This is a genomic window from Paenibacillus andongensis, from assembly GCF_025369935.1.
Classification (GTDB): Bacteria; Bacillota; Bacilli; order Paenibacillales; family NBRC-103111; genus Paenibacillus_E; species Paenibacillus_E andongensis.
Window position 1 is genome coordinate 4815769 of sequence record NZ_CP104467.1, and the last position, 17408, is coordinate 4833176.

At 44.0% G+C, this 17408-nt stretch carries 15 protein-coding genes; 8 read left to right on the forward strand and 7 right to left on the reverse strand.

From position 1 onward, the window contains the following. Positions 1 to 6: 6 nt before the first annotated feature. The 3 genes from NYR53_RS22060 to NYR53_RS22070 all read left to right on the forward strand — a co-directional run bounded on the left by NYR53_RS22060 (position 7) and on the right by NYR53_RS22070 (position 2541). Positions 7 to 1095, forward strand: coding sequence for a GerAB/ArcD/ProY family transporter (locus NYR53_RS22060; RefSeq protein WP_261301308.1), 1089 nt, complete (start codon positions 7 to 9; stop codon positions 1093 to 1095). After that, positions 1088 to 2209 carry a Ger(x)C family spore germination protein gene (locus NYR53_RS22065; RefSeq protein WP_261301309.1) on the forward strand — a complete coding sequence of 374 codons (1122 nt, stop codon included), beginning with the start codon at positions 1088 to 1090 and terminating at the stop codon, positions 2207 to 2209. Before NYR53_RS22060 ends, NYR53_RS22065 begins: the two co-directional genes overlap by 8 nt. Positions 2210 to 2322: 113 nt before the next feature. After that, positions 2323 to 2541 (forward strand): hypothetical protein, encoded by a 219-nt coding sequence (locus NYR53_RS22070; RefSeq protein ID WP_261301310.1) that lies wholly within the window; start codon positions 2323 to 2325, stop codon positions 2539 to 2541. Here the strand turns inward: NYR53_RS22070 and NYR53_RS22075 are convergent. The 3 genes from NYR53_RS22075 to NYR53_RS22085 form a co-directional block, all read right to left on the reverse strand. Next, positions 2538 to 2999 (reverse strand): hypothetical protein, encoded by a 462-nt coding sequence (locus NYR53_RS22075; RefSeq protein ID WP_261301311.1) that lies wholly within the window; start codon positions 2997 to 2999, stop codon positions 2538 to 2540. The genes NYR53_RS22070 and NYR53_RS22075 overlap by 4 nt on opposite strands. Positions 3000 to 3135: 136 nt before the next feature. After that, positions 3136 to 4587: a catalase KatA gene (gene katA, locus NYR53_RS22080; RefSeq protein WP_261301312.1), complete on the reverse strand. Its 1452-nt coding sequence runs from the start codon at positions 4585 to 4587 to the stop codon at positions 3136 to 3138. Between the two features lie 285 nt (positions 4588 to 4872). Further along, a complete protein-coding gene (locus NYR53_RS22085) occupies positions 4873 to 5754 on the reverse strand; it encodes an NAD(P)-dependent oxidoreductase (protein WP_261301313.1) in 882 nt (293 codons plus the stop codon). A 175-nt stretch (positions 5755 to 5929) separates the two neighbouring features. Between NYR53_RS22085 and NYR53_RS22090 the strand changes: the two genes are divergently transcribed. From NYR53_RS22090 to NYR53_RS22100, 3 genes are read left to right on the forward strand one after another with little or no spacing between them, the layout of a single operon-like run. Continuing rightward, positions 5930 to 6259 (forward strand): PadR family transcriptional regulator, encoded by a 330-nt coding sequence (locus tag NYR53_RS22090; RefSeq protein ID WP_261306481.1) that lies wholly within the window; start codon positions 5930 to 5932, stop codon positions 6257 to 6259. Between the two features lie 16 nt (positions 6260 to 6275). After that, positions 6276 to 6998, forward strand: a complete 723-nt coding sequence (locus NYR53_RS22095; protein WP_261301314.1) for a pentapeptide repeat-containing protein — start codon at positions 6276 to 6278, stop codon at positions 6996 to 6998. A 60-nt stretch (positions 6999 to 7058) separates the two neighbouring features. Further along, positions 7059 to 8588, forward strand: a complete 1530-nt coding sequence (locus NYR53_RS22100) for an MDR family MFS transporter (protein ID WP_261301315.1) — start codon at positions 7059 to 7061, stop codon at positions 8586 to 8588. A 72-nt stretch (positions 8589 to 8660) separates the two neighbouring features. On the opposite strand, the gene lacZ is transcribed toward NYR53_RS22100, so the two are convergent. After that, the gene (gene lacZ, locus NYR53_RS22105) at positions 8661 to 11804 is read right to left on the reverse strand and encodes a beta-galactosidase, LacZ type (protein ID WP_261301316.1); all 3144 of its coding nucleotides are present in this window, start codon (positions 11802 to 11804) and stop codon (positions 8661 to 8663) included. 136 nt (positions 11805 to 11940) lie between these two features. On the opposite strand from lacZ, the gene NYR53_RS22110 reads away from it, so the two are divergent. Beyond that, the gene (locus tag NYR53_RS22110; RefSeq protein WP_261301317.1) at positions 11941 to 12801 is read left to right on the forward strand and encodes an AraC family transcriptional regulator; all 861 of its coding nucleotides are present in this window, start codon (positions 11941 to 11943) and stop codon (positions 12799 to 12801) included. Positions 12802 to 12884: 83 nt separating this feature from the next. Continuing rightward, complete coding sequence (locus NYR53_RS22115; protein WP_261301318.1) at positions 12885 to 14675, forward strand: PAS domain-containing hybrid sensor histidine kinase/response regulator; 1791 nt, start codon at positions 12885 to 12887, stop codon at positions 14673 to 14675. A gap of 136 nt (positions 14676 to 14811) precedes the next feature. Here the strand turns inward: NYR53_RS22115 and NYR53_RS22120 are convergent, their stop codons facing one another. From NYR53_RS22120 to NYR53_RS22130, 3 genes are read right to left on the reverse strand one after another with little or no spacing between them, the layout of a single operon-like run. Then, positions 14812 to 15945 (reverse strand): response regulator, encoded by a 1134-nt coding sequence (locus tag NYR53_RS22120; RefSeq protein WP_261301319.1) that lies wholly within the window; start codon positions 15943 to 15945, stop codon positions 14812 to 14814. Between the two features lie 10 nt (positions 15946 to 15955). Next, positions 15956 to 16549: a chemotaxis protein CheB gene (locus NYR53_RS22125; protein WP_261301320.1), complete on the reverse strand. Its 594-nt coding sequence runs from the start codon at positions 16547 to 16549 to the stop codon at positions 15956 to 15958. A gap of 26 nt (positions 16550 to 16575) precedes the next feature. Further along, entirely contained in the window at positions 16576 to 17406 is an 831-nt protein-coding gene (locus tag NYR53_RS22130; RefSeq protein WP_261301321.1) for a CheR family methyltransferase, read from the reverse strand. Positions 17407 to 17408: the final 2 nt, after the last annotated feature.

Here is a 17408-nt window from a genome sequence, read left to right on the forward strand (position 1 = left end):
ACACTCATGCGCGCTAAGCTTCCATTTTATCAGACCACTATTATGGCAAACTTCGCTCAAACCGGTGTCGTCGTATTCAGCCTTCCTCGGCTATTATCAGAGAATATCGGTACAAATGGGTGGTTAGCTTTACTTATCTGTTCTTCCGTTGCCGCTTTCAATCTATTGCTCATTTCATTCGTTTATCGATTTGCTAAAGGAAGATCTATTTTCGAAATTTCACAATCTGCTTTACCGAAATTCATTTTAGTTCCATTTTTCGGGGTTCTAGCTGGATTATGGGCAATTCTAGGCAGCTTGGTTGGGAAAGAATTTATTTTGATTCTAACATCGTTATCTTTTCCCTCGCTCCATCCCGCCTACTTGTATATTTTGTTTGAGATTCTTGTTTTCTTGCTTTTAACCAAGGGCATTATGAGTATCTCAAATACCGTGGTCATTTCTTTTTACTTCATTATTTGGAATGTTTTGCTATTGGTTTATGCTTATGAAGATTTTGAACTATCGCGAATGACTACCTTTTGGTTTAAGGAGGCGACTCACTCATTCAAAGGATGGCTTCAAGTTTACATAGCCTTTCTGGGTTATGAACTTAGTCTTTTGCTTTTTCCTTATACCAATGAAAAAACACACTTAATCCGCGCTTTTCAAATTGCAAATCTGATCACCACATTTACTTATACGTTAGTTGCATTTGTTTCCTTTGGCTTTTTCAGCCTGCATCAACTTCAGCATATGAAGTTTCCTATACTCAGTTTGCTCTCGTATGTGGAACTCCCCTTTGTGAAAAGAATTGATGATATCGTATTTAATCTCACCTTATTCCGAGTTCTCATTACAAATGTCCTATACGGTTGGGCAGCGATTGAAACGATAAAATGGATCCTGCCAGCCTCAAACAAGCAGTGGATCCCCTATATTATTTTTGCTATTTTCCCAATAACTGCCTTGTTTGTCATACCATCAACACTTGAAAAGACAGAACATTGGTTAAACTTATTTGGATTATCTGAAGCAGGAGTTGCTTTCTTGCTGCCGATCTTTCTATTCGTGCTCCTTTTAATTAACAAGTTTCGAGGTCGGAATTATGCGTAGCTGGGTTATGGTTGGCGTACTATTGTGTCTCACTGGTTGTGTCGAACAAAATCGCATTGAGAAATTAGGCATGTCTGATACCGTTGCTTTGGACTCCGTGTATCAAGAGAATGGGAAACCTTCAGAAAGGGAAGTGTCTAATGCTATCTCCGTCCCGAAACCTGGAACTTTGGACAATCAGCAAGCAGACATTCTTCAAACAATAGCTGAATCCCCTAAAGATGGTCGGATCAAATTGTCTCGTAAAATCAACAAAGTCCTTGTTTCAGGGCAATTGAGAAGTATGCTGTTCGGGAAAGACTTGGCTAAACAGGGGATCTGGAAGGAACTAGATTCCTATCGCCGCGATTATACCGTTGGAGAAAAGCTAAAAATTGTCGTTGTTAACGGCAGTGCTGTAGACATGTTGACCCATAAATATGCTCAAATACGATCCGTCGGGAGTCATATTGATCAGTTATTAATCAAAGATGCCAAAATCCATGAGGTTCCTGACGTATCTCTCTACAGTTTCGTACGCGACTATTATGATGATGGTACTGATCCAATCGCTCCTATGCTAGTTGTAAAAGGTGATAATATTGAAATCGATGGGATTGCCCTTTTCAAAAAAGATCGATACATTGGCAAAATCAATGCAGAACAAACCGTACTATTTGCTATTCTCAATAAAAGCTTCAAAATGGGTGAATTCGATATTGAATTCACTGATAGTTCCACTGGACGGAAAGAAAGTGCGATGATTAGTTCAATCGCCAGCAAAAGAGAAGTGATTGTAAAAAAACAGGAACGTACAAGAACTATACCCCAAGTCGTTATCCGTATTCGATTGAGTGGCATTATTTTGGAATACACAGGAAAATCGACGTTCAAAAAGCCGGAAGAGCAAAAAAAATTAGATCAGGATTTGTCCGAAGCCATTCGAGAACAATTACAATCGATCGTGAATCATGTGCAACGAAGCGGTGGGGATAACTTGGGTATTGGCACTTACGTCCGAAACAGCATGAGCTATGAGAAATGGACCAATTTGAATTGGAAATCCATTTACCCCCATGCAGATATCCGTGTAGAAGTAGACGCCACAATTCGTGACTACGGCATGATTCGATAGCTTTCACCTTAAAAGCCGCGATAACCGATCCAGACTCTTTTAACGTTAATGTTCCTGTGCTAGAATCAGAGGAATGGCTTAACGAGACAAGGAGCACGGAGGTGAAAAGCCCAATGAACAAAACACTGTCAACGGATATGGAATTATTCGCGGCTGCGCTATTGCAAGTTACTGTAGCTGTCATTCAACATACAGCGGATGATATTCCTGTTTTCATTGCCGCAGGCATAATCGAAAAGTATACGACACATTACGTAAAGATTGGTGAAACGAATTATTTGCGGGATGAAAGTGAGTTCCGTATCGAGGAACGCTCCAGCCATCAACCTTAATAAAAGGTCACTTCACTATAGGAACCTAGAGGTATCAATTCTTGCAAATAATCGTACATGGCCCTTTTTTCCTTATCATGCAGCAATCTAATTGCATGAAAATCAAAATGGATGATACTATCCGCAGCATTATATCTTTTAAATTTTAAACGTCCGTAAGGAAATAATCGATTTATCGCCTCTATAATGCCATATTGATTTAAGTTTCTACGCATCGCAGTTTCGATGATTGCTGTCGGTATTTCTTGCAGTTGTGGGACTTTATCGGGTTGAACCGCGCTGTATGCCTTGACTTGAAAGTTGACATAGGGATATAAGTAACCGCTTGCAAAATGCTGTAGGCTTTGAGCATCCTTCTCGGGTAAATACAAATCTCCATTCCAAGCGTAGATCGTCGCTTTATGCTTTTCAGGTGTATGAATTCTTATATATCTTAAATGCGGAAAACGATTTCTCACAAGTTTCTCGGACAATAAACGAGTTCCCACCATGATCACCTCTTCGGATTATGCCTTGCTCCCTTTAGCATATGCCATAGAAAAAAGACAGCTATCCTTTTGTGGCGAAAAGGTAGCTGCCTCTTACTATTTCATTTCATTCCGGTATGGATAACCCGAGACCCTCTGCCACGCGGACCCCATATTCGGGATCTGCCTTATAGAAATGACCAATCTGTCTGAGCTTAATTTCATCCGATTCGACAGGTTTCATTGCACCAACAATCGTTTGAACAAGACGAGTACGTTCCTCTTCACTTAACAGGCGATATAAATCACCTGGTTGCGTGTAATGATCATGATGATCGTAGGTAACACTGTCAGCTGCCCCAGACACCTCGTAGGGTGCCGGTTTATCCGCAGGCGATTCTTTTGGTCCTCCAAGGCTGTTCGGCTCGTAATAGACAGAACCCCCGCCATTGTTATCCGCACGCATCTGACCATCACGCTGATAGTTATTCACTTCACTCCGCGGGCGATTGATTGGCAATGACTGATGATTAGCCCCTACCCGGTACCGATGTGCATCCCCATAAGCAAATAAGCGTCCTTGCAGCATTTTATCTGGCGATACTTCGATGCCTGGTACAAGTGTCCCTGGTGAAAATGTGGCTTGTTCAACCTCGGCAAAATAATTTTCCGGATTGCGATCCAGCACCATACGCCCAACTTCAATTAAAGGGTAATCTTTCTGTGACCACACTTTCGTGACATCAAAGGGATCAAATCGGTACGTATTCGCATCTTCCAGCGGCATAATCTGCACGCATAGCTTCCATGCTGGGAAATCGCCTTTGTCAATCGCATTAAACAAGTCCTCGGTATGATAATCCGGATTGTCAGCCGCGAGCTGTGCAGCCACATCTGGCGCTAAGTTCTGAACGCCTTGTTCGGTTTTAAAATGATACTTCACCCACACGCCTTCACCCTCGGCATTTACCCATTTAAATGTATGACTGCCAAATCCGTGCATATGCCTCAGCGTTGCGGGAATGCCCCGATCGGACATCAAAATCGTGACTTGGTGCAAAGATTCAGGAGATAATGACCAGAAATCCCAGACGGCATTTGGATTTTTCAAGTGAGTTTGAGGGTGCCTTTTCTGTGTATGAATAAAGTCAGGGAATTTAATCGCGTCGCGAATGAAAAATACAGGCGTATTATTACCGACCAAATCATAATTACCTTCATCCGTATAAAATTTCACGGCGAATCCGCGCGGGTCCCGGACAGTGTCCGAAGAACCGTTCTCCCCCGCCACGGTCGAAAATCGAACGAACAACGGTGTACGCTTGCCTACCTCTGAGAATAAGCTCGCTTTCGTATACTTCGTCAAATCTTGCGTGACTTCCAAGTAGCCGTGCGCTCCGGCACCTTTGGCATGAACGACTCGTTCAGGTACGCGTTCTCGGTTAAAGTGTGCCAGTTTCTCTAAAAGGTGAACATCTTGAATCAACGTTGGCCCCCGTGCCCCCGCCGTTATTGAGTTTTGGTTGTCCCCAACAGGAGCTCCCCAGCTGGTTGTAAGCTTGTTTTTTTCCGTACTCATTTTCGTATCACCTCTTCAATAAAATGTTGAAACTCAAGTAGTAAAGCGCTCTCGCTCGCTAACAGGATTATGTATGTGACAACCTTCCATTTCCCTAATTCATATGTATTCGAGAACCTGTCATGATATGATGCTGAAGCCCCGATCAACGCCTCCAACACGATCGACACGAGATGACGGTTGAGCGGATTACGGTTAGGGGACTGATAAGGATTGGCTCATCAGAAAAACTCAACAAAAAAAGCATCCCTCCCCGGGATGCCCTCCTTTTCTACTCCTACAGAGCTACTTATCAATAATCTTAAACAACGCTTGAGTCCCGCTGTCTTCTTCACCGTTCGCTGCTAATTGCTCATAAAGGGATTTCGCCAAGGTTAGTCCAGGCAGCTCCACTTTCATTTCTTCGGCAGAATCGAGCGCAATCTTCATATCTTTGATGAAGTGCTTCACATAGAAGCCAGGAGCAAAATTCCCAGCGATGATGCGCGGCGCCAGGTTGCTTAAGGACCAGCTGCCCGCCGCGCCCGACTCAATGCTTTTGAGCACAGTCGAAGGATCGAGTCCTGATTTCTTCGCATATACCAGAGCTTCAACAACGCCCATCATATTACTTGCAATTGCGATTTGGTTGCACATTTTCGTATGTTGGCCTGCACCCGCATCTCCTTGGTAGACGATGTTCGTGCCAATCTTCTGAAAAAGCGGCAGCATGGCATCAAAAGCATCACGCGAGCCCCCAACCATAATTGATAATCTCGCTTCCTTTGCTCCAATATCACCGCCGGAAACAGGAGCATCTAGTGAAAACACTTGACGTGCGAGTGCTTTTTCATAAATCTGTTTGGCCAGCATTGGACTAGACGTAGTCATATCAATGACATAGCTGCCCGGCTTAGTGTTAGTAAGAAGACCATTTTCGCCTAAATATATCTCTTCAACGTCATTAGGGAAGCCTACCATTGTAATAATTACATCACATTGCTGCGCCAATAGTCCCGGTGAATCCTGCCAGTGAGCCCCCTGATCCAACAGGTCCTGTGCTTTGGATTTCGTTCGATTATATATATGTACCTCGTAGCCTGCTTGAATAAAATGGCCAGCCATACTTTTGCCCATGACACCTGTCCCTACTAAGCCTACAATCGTTTGTGCCGGATTGATTACCACAATGAATGCCACCTCTCATTTTAACAGTAACGGATTTCGAATATGTTTCATTCTTAAGTTATCACCGTCTGTGCATCTGGTCAAACTGAACATGTGCCTATATGTATAACAGAAATAAAATTACTTTGACAGATAGAGTACTTTATCATATATTATAATACAGGAGGTGAGGGTCATCGTTGACTTGAAAATAACGTCCGATCTCATTCGAGGACACACCGACAGCATTATTCTCAAGCTTTTAATTTCCGGTGATAAATATGGCTATGAAATTTCAAAGCTGGTGCATGTTGCTTCAGGCGGGGAATATGAACTGAAAGAAGCGACTATGTACGCCAGCCTCAAGCGACTAGAACAGGAAGAAAGCATAACCTCTTACTGGGGGGATGAGACGCAAGGCGGGCGCAGGAAATACTATCGCATTACCGATAAAGGCAAAGTGGTTCTCAAGAACAACAAGTTAAATTGGGAACATGCGAAGACTATTCTCGATTTGCTCATTTAGAAAGGTGGTATGAGGAATGAAACCAAACCCAAGGCTCGTTGCTTATTTGAATGATGTTTTTTCACATTATGAGGATTTGAGACCCATCCAGGAATTAAAAGAAGAGCTTTTGAGTGATTTGCAGGAAAGGCTCCTAGATTTGCAAAAGGATGGCTTCAATGAAGAAGCTGCCTTTCAAAGGACGATCGCATCCATCGGCGAAATATCCGAACTAATTGAAAGCATTCATGCCAACACCACGAAGCTCCAACAAATCATTGGCATTGATTTCTCTATGCATAATTTGCAAAAATCCGACCTAAAGTCTATCCAAGTCCATAATGGCAAGTTCAATTACAGCAATCTGCAGGATTCCGATTTCAGCAATTCTGACTTAACGAATGCTTCCTTTAAGTGCAGCAACTTAGATCGGGTTAAGTTCGATGGTACGAATTTGACGGGAGCAAAGATATCTAAATCCAATCTAAGAGGAGCCAGCTTTAAGAATTGTAAGTTAGATCTAGCAGAATTCCGTTCTAGCGATTTAACTGGTGTATGTCTGGATAATCTACACTTTACAGGAACTATTTTTCATCATTCTAATCTAAAAGGAACATCGTTCCGAAACGCCACATTTCAAAGCTGTTCCTTCAAAGCTGACGTCAAAAAAACAATCTTTGATGGGGCTAAGATGGATAAAGTAACCTATGCTTTGTTAAAAGCCTTTAAAGCCGACTTAAGTCATGTTACCCTCATTTAGCAGCTCACCTATAGAAAATAAAATTAAATCGGATTCAAAGAAAGTGAGGAAAACAATATTATGTTAGCGCAAAATAAAAACAAAAGATTAGGCATTGTCATCGCCGGGCTATTGCTGGGTATCCTAATGGCAGCCATGGATAATACCATTGTAGCTACAGCCATGGGCACCATCATCGGTGAATTAGGCGGATTGGATAAATTCGTTTGGGTCACTTCGGCTTATATGGTTGCGGAAATGGCCGGCATGCCGATATTCGGTAAGCTATCCGATATGTACGGACGTAAAAAGTTTTTCGTCTTTGGTGTTATCGTGTTTATGCTTGGATCCATCCTATGTGGAACAGCAAGTTCGATTATAGAGCTAAGCGTCTATCGCGCTATTCAAGGTATCGGCGGCGGCGCCATGATGCCGGTTGCCTTTACGATTATGTTCGATGCCGTTCCCGCAGAAAGCCGCGGTAAATTAGGTGGATTGTTCGGCGCCGTGTTCGGTATGTCCAGCATTTTCGGACCACTTCTAGGCGCTTATATTACAGACTATGTGAACTGGAAATGGGTATTTTACATTAACCTCCCGCTTGGTTTAATCTCGCTTGTTTTTGTCGCTTTCTTCTATCGCGAATCGGTTGAGCATTCTAAACAAAGAATCGATTGGTGGGGCGCTTTTACACTCGTTGGTGCCATCGTATCCCTTATGTTCGCGTTAGAATTAGGTGGCAAGCAATACGCTTGGGATTCATCCGTTATCCTTGGTTTATTCACGCTGTTTGCGGTGTTAGCCATCATCTTCGTCTTCGTTGAACGTCGGGCTGCAGAGCCTATTATCTCTTTTGCAATGTTCAAGAATCGGTTGTATGCATCAAGTAATGCCGTTGCCATTTTTAGCGGCGCAGCTTTTATCACAGCGTCTGTCTATATCCCAATTTTCATTCAAGGTGTATTAGGCGGGACCGCTACCAATTCCGGTTTAGTTCTACTTCCTATGATGTTGGGCTCCGTCGTAACGGCAACAGGCGGCGGTTTCTTAATGAATAAAATGAGCTATCGCGCGATAATGATTCCAACAACCTTCCTCCTTATTGTCGGAACAGCTCTATTGACTACGTTATCGCCTGAATCCCCTCGCTCACTGGTCACGATCTACATGATTATTATCGGACTTGGCATCGGCGCTTCCTTCTCCGTATTAAGTAACGCTGCTATTCATCTCTTCGAGCCACGGCAGCGCGGTTCAGCCTCTTCAACACTGAACTTCCTCCGCTCCTTGGGGATGACGCTCGGTATCACCGTTTTCGGAATTGTTCAGAGTCATGCTTTGACGCGAAAATTGACGGATGTATTTGCAGGCCAAGGTCAAACGGGAGCTGCCATACCAACCGGGGACTCGCATACGCTGCTTGATCCCGCCAAACGACTGGAGATTCCTGCGCCTGTTCTCGAGAAAATAACAACCGCACTATCGTCTTCCATCGTGCTCACCTTTGCTTGGACTATACTCCCTGCTGTTCTTGCCTTCGTTTGTGCCATCGCGATGAGCAAAGAGAAGCTGGATCCAGCCCAAGAAACCGAAGCGGCTATGTCACATTAGAACAAAAAAAGTGCCACTCCAACTACAGCAAACCTGTAGATGAAGTGGCACTTTTCATTTGATATGAATCACTTAAATTCCTTTAAACGTGAATGAGTAGGCATAGGTACGATTGGCATACAGCGTGAACTCAGGGTGTGTTCTTGCACCCCAGCTGTCATCACCGCCGACGCCCATTTGCTTATAGTTCACCCGCAGCACGACTTTGTCGCTAGCTGGCAGCTTATACGTATGGTCATGAGCTTCCAGTTCGGAAGGTAAATATGGCAGAGCATTCAATTCCACGGTTGGCAGCCCTGTTATACGGAGTCCATGCCCGTTCGCATCTGTCAACGTCGCCCAGCGCACATCCGTTTTATTGCCGCATTCCTGCGGGCGTAAATAGGGAACGAACTGCTCTTGGACGGTACCGCTGTGCAAAGCTAGTTTGGCTCCGGCAGCACGGTCCCAATAGTTCTCATGCGGACCACGGCCGTACCAGCTCAATTGCTGGAAGGAGCTATCTAATTGGAAGAGAACGCCAATCTCCGGAATTTCTGGCAAACGATCTCCAGGCACGAGCTCCATTCGTACTTCTACTTCACCACTAGGTGATACTGAGTAAACCAATTGCACCACTGAACTTGGCTTAGTCGCTAATTCAAAGCGAACATTCACCTCGGCGCGGCCATCGCCAATCGATTTAGCTGTCAAAGATTGCAGCGTTCTTCCACTCCCCGCCTCTTGCCATGGCGCGCAGCGAATGTGATGCTGGTTGCCGCGATCATTATCGGTAAAAGCACGCCAGAAATTAGGTGCAGGACCTGTCAAGAACAGCTCCCTTCCCTCGTACACGTAAGAAGTGATATCACCTGTTGCAGCACTGAATTGAAGAGAGAAGTCGCTTCCCTTAAGGCTAATTGTTTCCTTCGTGGATGCAATTTGTACAGCTTCTTGAGCGGACAAGGTCGCTGCCGATTCTTGGACTGCCTTTTCCGAATAAGACCAAGCCGCTTTACTTACTGGAACCAAGAATTGCTCCCAAGCGATTTCATGTCCTTTCTGCGCCCAAATCGTATCTTCTTTCAGCTGTAGACTGATCGTCAGAACGAACTCATCTTTCGGCAAAATGGTTTCCATACGATCTAGAGCCAACTCAATAACAGCTGTTTCTCCTGGCTTCACAGTGAATACTCCACGCTTGGAATCACTTAGAGGCTCACCATTACGTGCGATAGACCATGTCCAATCAAACTCACTCAGATCCGTAAATAAATACTGATTCGTCACTTTCACTTGGCCATTACCAAGATCGACAGCCTCGAACTTCACATTCTGATAGCATTTCTTCACTTCATAAATCTTCGGTGATGGTGTACGATCAGCGAAAATTAATCCGTTGCCGCAGAAGTTGCCATCATTCGGTGTATCACCGAAATCGCCGCCGTAGGCTTGGTAGGTAACACCATCTGGTGTTGTTGTTCGGATCGATTGATCGATCCAGTCCCAAATAAAGCCGCCTTGGAGAACCGGATACTTATCAAACAGCTCCCAGTACTTAAATAAATTGCCGCATGAATTCCCCATCGCATGGCTGTATTCACACAGAATAAACGGCTTCTTCGGGTTACTTCTCGCGTATTCTTCGATATTCTCAATTCGGGAGTACATTTGACTTTCAATGTCCGACGCCGCGCCTGATGCGCGGAAGTGGAAAACTCCTTCGTAATGTACGACTCTAGATGGATCGGCTTCCCGCAAGAAGTCATGCATTTTAATAAAGTTATCGCCACCGAATGCCTCATTGCCTAACGACCAAATGACAATCGATGGATGGTTCTTATCTCTTTGCATCATCGAATTCGCCCGGTCCAGCACAGCTCCCGTCCATTCCGGCTTACTTCCCGGTACGGCGTCTGCTTCAACGTCCGATCCGTAGCTCCATGTGCCATGTGTCTCGAGATTCGTTTCATCAATCACATACAGCCCATATTGATCGCATAGCTCATACCAGTACGTATTGTTTGGATAGTGTGAGGTTCTCACAGCATTGATATTATGTTGTTTCATGAGCAAAATATCAGAAAGCATGCTTGCCTGATCAACCGAACGGCCGCGATCTGTATCGAATTCATGACGATTAACGCCTTTGAACACAACGCGCTCACCATTAATCTTCATCAAACCGTCTTGGATTTCGAATTTACGGAATCCAACCTTGCAGCTTTCCGTTTCCAGAAGCGAGCCATCTTCATCTCTTAAGCTCAAAACAAGTGTATAAAGATTTGGCTTTTCCGCGCTCCATTTTGCAGGTCGATCCACTTGGACGGAGAGCTCTACTTCCTGATTAGGAGCGCCACTTACATTTACTTCTACGGAAAGAGGCTCCTTCCACACCGGCTTCAACTCACTATCATAAAGAGAAGCTTCCACACGGCGTGTACCGCTGGTAAGTCCATCGTAATTTGTGACTTTTGCTTGAATACGGAGCTCCGCATTCTCGAAGGAATCGTCCAGATTCGTCAGTACCTTGAAATCTGAAATATGCGTTGTTGGCGTGCTGTACAAATAAACGTCGCGGAAAATACCGCTTAACCGCCAGAAATCTTGATCCTCCAACCAACTTGCATCACTCCAACGGTACACCTCGACGGCAAGCTTATTCTCACCCTCTACCAAGTAGGGGGTTATATCAAAATCCGCAGGTGTAAACGAATCCTGACTAAAGCCCACCAAATCGCCGTTTACCCACACATAAAAAGCCGATTCAACCCCTTGAAAGCTGATGTATACGGGTTGATCTGCCCATGCTGCCGGGACTGTGAAACTGCGGGAATAAGAGCCAACAGGGTTATACTTTACTGGAGCAAATGGGGACTTCAAATCTTCATGGCCCACCCAAGGATAGATGATATTCGTATATTGCGGAAAGTCGAAGCCTTGCAGCTGCCAATGGGAAGGCACAGCGATGTCCGCCCAACTGCTGCAATCGTAATCGCTCTTGTAAAACTCTTGCGGACGGCCCCCAGCATTCTCAGCAAAATGAAACTTCCAAGTTCCATTCAAGGATTGGTAAGAATCAGACGCTTCACGAACCCCTGCAAGTGCTTCTTCTTCGGACTTGTAAGGCATTAATGTGGCGTGCGCTTCCATGCGGTTCAATTGAAAAATCTGAGGATTATTATTCCATTCCGGGTATCCATTAACGGGCGGTGTATATACAAATTTTTTAGCCATCTTTTGAATTCCTCACTTCTATAGATTGTATAAATTTCTTCAACTACCTTCTTATTGTACAAGACAATATTTTCTTTTAAAATATAAGATAATACGCATTCCATATTAAAAAATGAAAGAGTTGAAGATCTGAGCGATGGCTACCGATTATAGGAAATTTTTCGTCATTACAGAAACAGATCGGAAGCTTCCTCTCATCCTTGAAACTGTCGGTTACGAGAATGAGCAGCAGTTCTACAAGCGAGAAGAAGGCTATCCCTGCTTTCATTGGCTCCAAACGATTGAAGGCAGCGGAGAGATCATCCTCGAAAGCGGATCCGTCAAGCTGAGTGAGAATCAAGGCATGCTCTTGCCTGCAGGCGTCCCGCATGAATATAACATCACGGCCGCCAAGTGGTCGACGTGGTATTTAACCTTCGATGGCGCACTCGCTGCTTCCATTGTATATGCCTTAGAGATACCGTTATCCACATCAATTAGCTGGGGTACGGAAACTCCTCTCGCTGGTATTCATGAGTACTATTACGAAAAGTACCGCTACAGCCATGACTTCACGGGCATGAATGGTTCACTTGAAATCTATCAATTCTTGACTCTGCTCAAAAAGCACGGCAACGTAAATAGAAGTGCATCTTTTTCCCAAAGCCACGAGCGTTTACTGCCGCTTTTATTGGAGCTTGAAATTAGCTTCTCATCTTCCGAAGTTGGACTCGGATGGATGGCACAATTGCTTGGCATAAGCTCTCAACACGTTAATACCTTGTTCCGCAAAGCATTTGGTCTCTCTCCGTACCAATACTTATTGCAGCTGCGCCTACAGAAATCCAAAGAATTGCTAATCGCCCAGCCTAATCAAACGGTTAAACAAATCGCTGACGCGACCGGTTTCCTCGACGCTTCGCATTTCATCTCGACATTTCGCAAATCTGTCGGTATGACGCCCGAAGTTTTCAGAAATCAATACAATAAAAAGAACCAATCGGAAGACTTCCGTTAGTTTGACTGCCTGCATGACATTCGTTTTCGTTTCAAAAAAAGCTTATGATGGTTATATATGGGTAAAATGATTGGGGGCTAATGATGAGCAGCTTACAACTCGATAAGCATCGTTTCTTCGAGCAGATGGTTCAGTTCTCTCCTCATGGGATTGCCTGTTTATCCTTAAACGGGTCCCTACTGAAAGTAAATCCAGCTTATTGCTCGATTCTGGGGTATTCGGAAGATGAGCTCGAGAAGCTTAACATTCGTGAAATCACCTTTCCTGATGATTGGCTCCCCTACTCTGATCAAGTTCAATACTTGATAAATCGTCTTGCTTCTTCTTATACCATGGAAATACGATATCTGCACAAGAATGGCGACATCATTTGGACTTCCGTCCAACTCACATTCGTTTACGATACTCAATCCGGGCCTCCTCTTTATGGTATCGTTCATATGACGGATATTTCGCAACTCAAGTTCGTGGAACAAAAGCTGCAAGAATCAATTGATCGGTATACACCTCTGAAAATGCATACACATGATGCCGTCATTTCGCTTGATTTGGACGGTATTATTGTCAATGGCAATGCACGGGCACAGGAGTTGTTAGGCTTTTACAACAATGAATTCGTAGGAATGCCATTTTCAAGATTTGTTGGCAAAAACAATGTGAAACAAATCCTTACGGATTCCCTATTAGATGCTTCTATGGAGAAGAAGATTGATCATATCCGCCAAATCACTGAGAATACGAATAAAGCGAAGAGTGAATTTCTGGCGATGATGAGCCATGAAATTCGGACGCCGATGAATGGCGTTATCGGAATGACGGACCTTCTCCTGCAAACGACAACGTTAGACGAAGAACAAAAAGAGTATGTCGAGATTATTCATAAGAGCGGTGAAACGCTGCTCCGTATTATTAATGACATTTTAGACTTCTCCAAAATCGAATCTGGGAAAACGGAATTACACGAAATCCCTTTCAATATCCGAGATGCGATCGCTGAAACGTTTCATATTTTATCAATCAAAGCGGATGAAAAGCAGTTATCCACGACTTTTACAGTAGATCCCACTATCCCACACTCTTTGGTTGGTGATTCAGAACGGTTGAAGCAGATACTTATTAATTTAGTTGGCAATGCCGTCAAGTTTACGCCATTCGGTGGCATCTCCGTGAATGTCAATAAACGTATACAAGAGGATCACGTCATACAGCTGGAATTCATCGTAAAAGATAGCGGGATCGGCATTCCAGCTAATATGCGAAGCTATATCTTCGAGCCTTTCAACCAAGTCGATCATGTGATGACACGCAAATATGAGGGTACAGGGCTTGGCTTGGCGATTACAAAAAAGCTGGTTCGACTCATGGGAGGCGATATTTGGGTAGAGCCTTCCGACGACCCTGGTACTACGATCATCTTCACCCTTTGTCTCAAAGAGGATCATCATTCAGATGAGGACCTGGGTAATGCGAATGAAGGTATCGCGCATACTTCCCTGCACATACTAATCGCCGAAGACAATGCCATTAATCAATTTGTTTTAATTAAAATGCTAGAGAAGCAGGGGCATCTCATTACAGTTGCTGCTAACGGGGAAGAAGCGGTGAAGTTCGCCTTAAGAGACCGGTTTGATATAATATTCATGGATCTCCAAATGCCGATCATAAACGGATTAGATGCAACCGCTATAATTAAACAAACACTCCCGCCAGAACGATGTCCCATGATCGTTGCTGTAACGGCGAACGCCTTAAAAGAAGATCGCACAAGCTGTCTCGCTGCGGGCATGGATGATTATTTGAGCAAACCGATCAAAAATAAATTTCTTCTCGATATTATCGAGACATATATGGAGAATAAGCACCTTTCGGGCTAATGCGCGGGGAAGCTTTTTTACCCAAACCAAAATAACAAAAAAACCGCCGCGGCGGTTTGAAGTTTCCCCATAGAATAGACATTGGAAAACCCCCTGGGTTAAACCAAGTCTTTCACTTGACTCCTTACATTTTGTTTTAAAAACCTTGAGAAATCGGAAGATACACACGAAAAGTCGTGCCTTCACCAAGAACACTTTCCACTTCCATGAGACCATCATGTCTCTCGATGATTTTCTGCACCGTGGCAAGCCCTAAACCGGTACCCTCGTAGGCTTTGGCATTGTCCAACCGTTTGAAAGGAGTGAAAATCGACGGGATGTCTTCTTTTTTCATACCAATGCCATTATCTTGGATTTGAATGACAAAGGTATCCGGTTCATTTCCTTCCAATAAGGAAATCTGAATAATCGGCGATTGTTCCTTTCTACGATACTTCAGCCCGTTTGCGATAATATTTTGAAACAGTTGATACATTTGCGTAGCATCCGCTTGAATAATTGGTAGCCTGTCTTGGATGATGATCTGGCCTTCATTTCGTTCGATCGTGCTGCTTAGGTCAGAGATCACATTCGTCACGACATCATTCAAATCAACATTTCCAAAAGTAACCGACTTCGCGTTTAACTGGGCATACGAGAGCAAATCGGTGATCAAGTGGTTCATCCGCTCAGCAGTCGCTGAGATTTGGTTCATATATTCTTTACCTTTTGGCGTCATATCCGCACTATGCCTAGCAATAAGAAGCTCGCTCAACCCTGTAATTACATTCAGCGGATTTTTCAAATCATGCGAAACGACCTGTGCGAACTCCCTTAAGCTCTCGTTACTGCGTTCAAGCTCCGATTGTATGGCCTCCAGCTCTTTATTTCTTCGATTGAGTTCTAGAAATATTTTCACTTTACTGAGCAGAATATCGGCATTGACAGGCTTGAACAAGTAATCCACAGCGCCGCTCTCATAGCCTTTGAATACGCTCTGATCCTCTTTATTACTGGCTGTTACAAAAATGATAGGAATATGCTTCGTTTCCTCATTGCTTCGCAGCAGCTCTGCAAGCTCAAAGCCATCCATTTCCGGCATATTCACATCAAGTAAAATAAGCGCAAAGTCATGGCGCAGGGTATAAGATAAGGCTTCATTCCCTGATTGGACGACATATACATCACAATGGAGCACTTGGAGAATTTTCTGCATCGCGAATAAATTTTCTTTACGATCATCAACGACTAAAATTTTTGGCGCCTGATGCCTATTTTTCTGAGTTTCCATATAGGCCCTCCTAATTCTTAGAATGATGGATTCGTTCGAGATCATGGAATTGTCTCAGAAACTTTCCTATGTCTTCTAAGGACAAAATATAATCAACCTTTACAGTGTCAATAGCTGCTTGCGGCATGACAGGGTACTCCGCTGTTTCAGGGTCCTGCACAATCGTTAGGCCGCCACTCTCCTTGATCGTCTTGAGCCCAGCGCTGCCATCTCGGTTTGCACCTGTTAATACAACGCCTATACACCCCTCTTGAAAGGCAAACGCAGCACTATCAAACAAAACGTCAATCGAAGGCCGCGAATAATTAACTTTAGGATCAATGGATAGGCTGAACGAGCGATCATCTTCAATAAGCAAATGATAACCAGGTGGAGCGAGATAAACGTATTGAGATCGAATGGTCTCTTTATCTACCGCTTCTTTGACGTGTATAGCAACTTGCGTATTTAAATATTCAGCTAAATAGCCGTCGCTGCTCTCTAAGATATGCTGTACGATGATAATCGGTAGGCTGTAGTCCGACGGGAGATAAGATAACAGACGCGAGAGTGCCTTTAACCCGCCTGCCGATACCCCCATAACAACAGCTTCCAATGGGCGCATGGACTCACTCCCCTCCAATACCTTGCTTACACTGGCAGCTGCTTTCTAAAAATTCTCCACTTAGGGGAGAGTGCTTCATACTGAGACTGAATCTCCGAAAACTCGATAGATTCCTTACTTCCGAGGCATAAGAAGCCACGTGGAACGAGACTTTGGTTGAAAAGCTGATAGACTTGATTTTGCAATTGCTTATCAAAGTAAATGAGCACATTCCGGCAAATAATGAGATGCATTTCACCAAAGGCGTTGTCCGTTGCCAAATTATGCTGCGAGAACACGATGTTTCTTTTCAAAGCTTCCTTCATTTTGCCCATCTGATATTTCGCATGATAGTAATCCGAGAAAGAGGACTTGCCTCCGCTTTTTTGATAATTTTTAGTGAAATTCCGAATACTTTCGATCGGATAGATGCCTTCTTCCGCAGTAGCTAGTGACTCTTGATTCATATCCGTCGCGTAAATCTGTACACGATCGTAGAAGCCTTCTTCTTCCAGCAAAATAGCCATGGAGTAAACTTCTTCCCCTGTCGCACATCCGGCATGCCATATTTTCACAAACGGATACGTCTTTAGCAAGGGAATCACGAGACTGCGCAGCTCAACGAAGAACTCCGGGTCCCGAAACATTTCGGTGACGGTTACCGAAATATCCAGCAGTAATTGATTGGCAAACGCTTCATCATAGAGAACTAACGGAATCATATCTGACAGTCTAACAAGACTTGATTTCTGCCTGACATAGTGCAATCTTCTCATTAAAGATGAACGGGCATAATTACGGAAATCATACCCATACCGCTGATAGATGGCTTCCAGTACAAGATCGACTTCAATCTTTTCGGCGAGTTTCTCAGGCATTT

What these genes read in the sequence shown, in the direction of transcription:
- NYR53_RS22060 (WP_261301308.1), top strand. Translation starts at nt 7, where the DNA reads ATGCGCGCTAAGCTTCCATTTTATCAGACCACTATTATGGCAAACTTC.
- NYR53_RS22065 (WP_261301309.1), top strand. Translation starts at nt 1,088, where the DNA reads ATGCGTAGCTGGGTTATGGTTGGCGTACTATTGTGTCTCACTGGTTGT.
- NYR53_RS22070 (WP_261301310.1), top strand. Translation starts at nt 2,323, where the DNA reads ATGAACAAAACACTGTCAACGGATATGGAATTATTCGCGGCTGCGCTA.
- katA (WP_261301312.1), bottom strand. Translation starts at nt 4,587, where the DNA reads ATGAGTACGGAAAAAAACAAGCTTACAACCAGCTGGGGAGCTCCTGTT.
- NYR53_RS22095 (WP_261301314.1), top strand. Translation starts at nt 6,276, where the DNA reads ATGAAACCAAACCCAAGGCTCGTTGCTTATTTGAATGATGTTTTTTCA.
- NYR53_RS22100 (WP_261301315.1), top strand. Translation starts at nt 7,059, where the DNA reads ATGTTAGCGCAAAATAAAAACAAAAGATTAGGCATTGTCATCGCCGGG.
- lacZ (WP_261301316.1), bottom strand. Translation starts at nt 11,804, where the DNA reads ATGGCTAAAAAATTTGTATATACACCGCCCGTTAATGGATACCCGGAA.
- NYR53_RS22110 (WP_261301317.1), top strand. Translation starts at nt 11,941, where the DNA reads ATGGCTACCGATTATAGGAAATTTTTCGTCATTACAGAAACAGATCGG.
- NYR53_RS22115 (WP_261301318.1), top strand. Translation starts at nt 12,885, where the DNA reads ATGAGCAGCTTACAACTCGATAAGCATCGTTTCTTCGAGCAGATGGTT.
- NYR53_RS22120 (WP_261301319.1), bottom strand. Translation starts at nt 15,945, where the DNA reads ATGGAAACTCAGAAAAATAGGCATCAGGCGCCAAAAATTTTAGTCGTT.
- NYR53_RS22125 (WP_261301320.1), bottom strand. Translation starts at nt 16,549, where the DNA reads ATGCGCCCATTGGAAGCTGTTGTTATGGGGGTATCGGCAGGCGGGTTA.
- NYR53_RS22130 (WP_261301321.1), bottom strand. Translation starts at nt 17,406, where the DNA reads ATGCCTGAGAAACTCGCCGAAAAGATTGAAGTCGATCTTGTACTGGAA.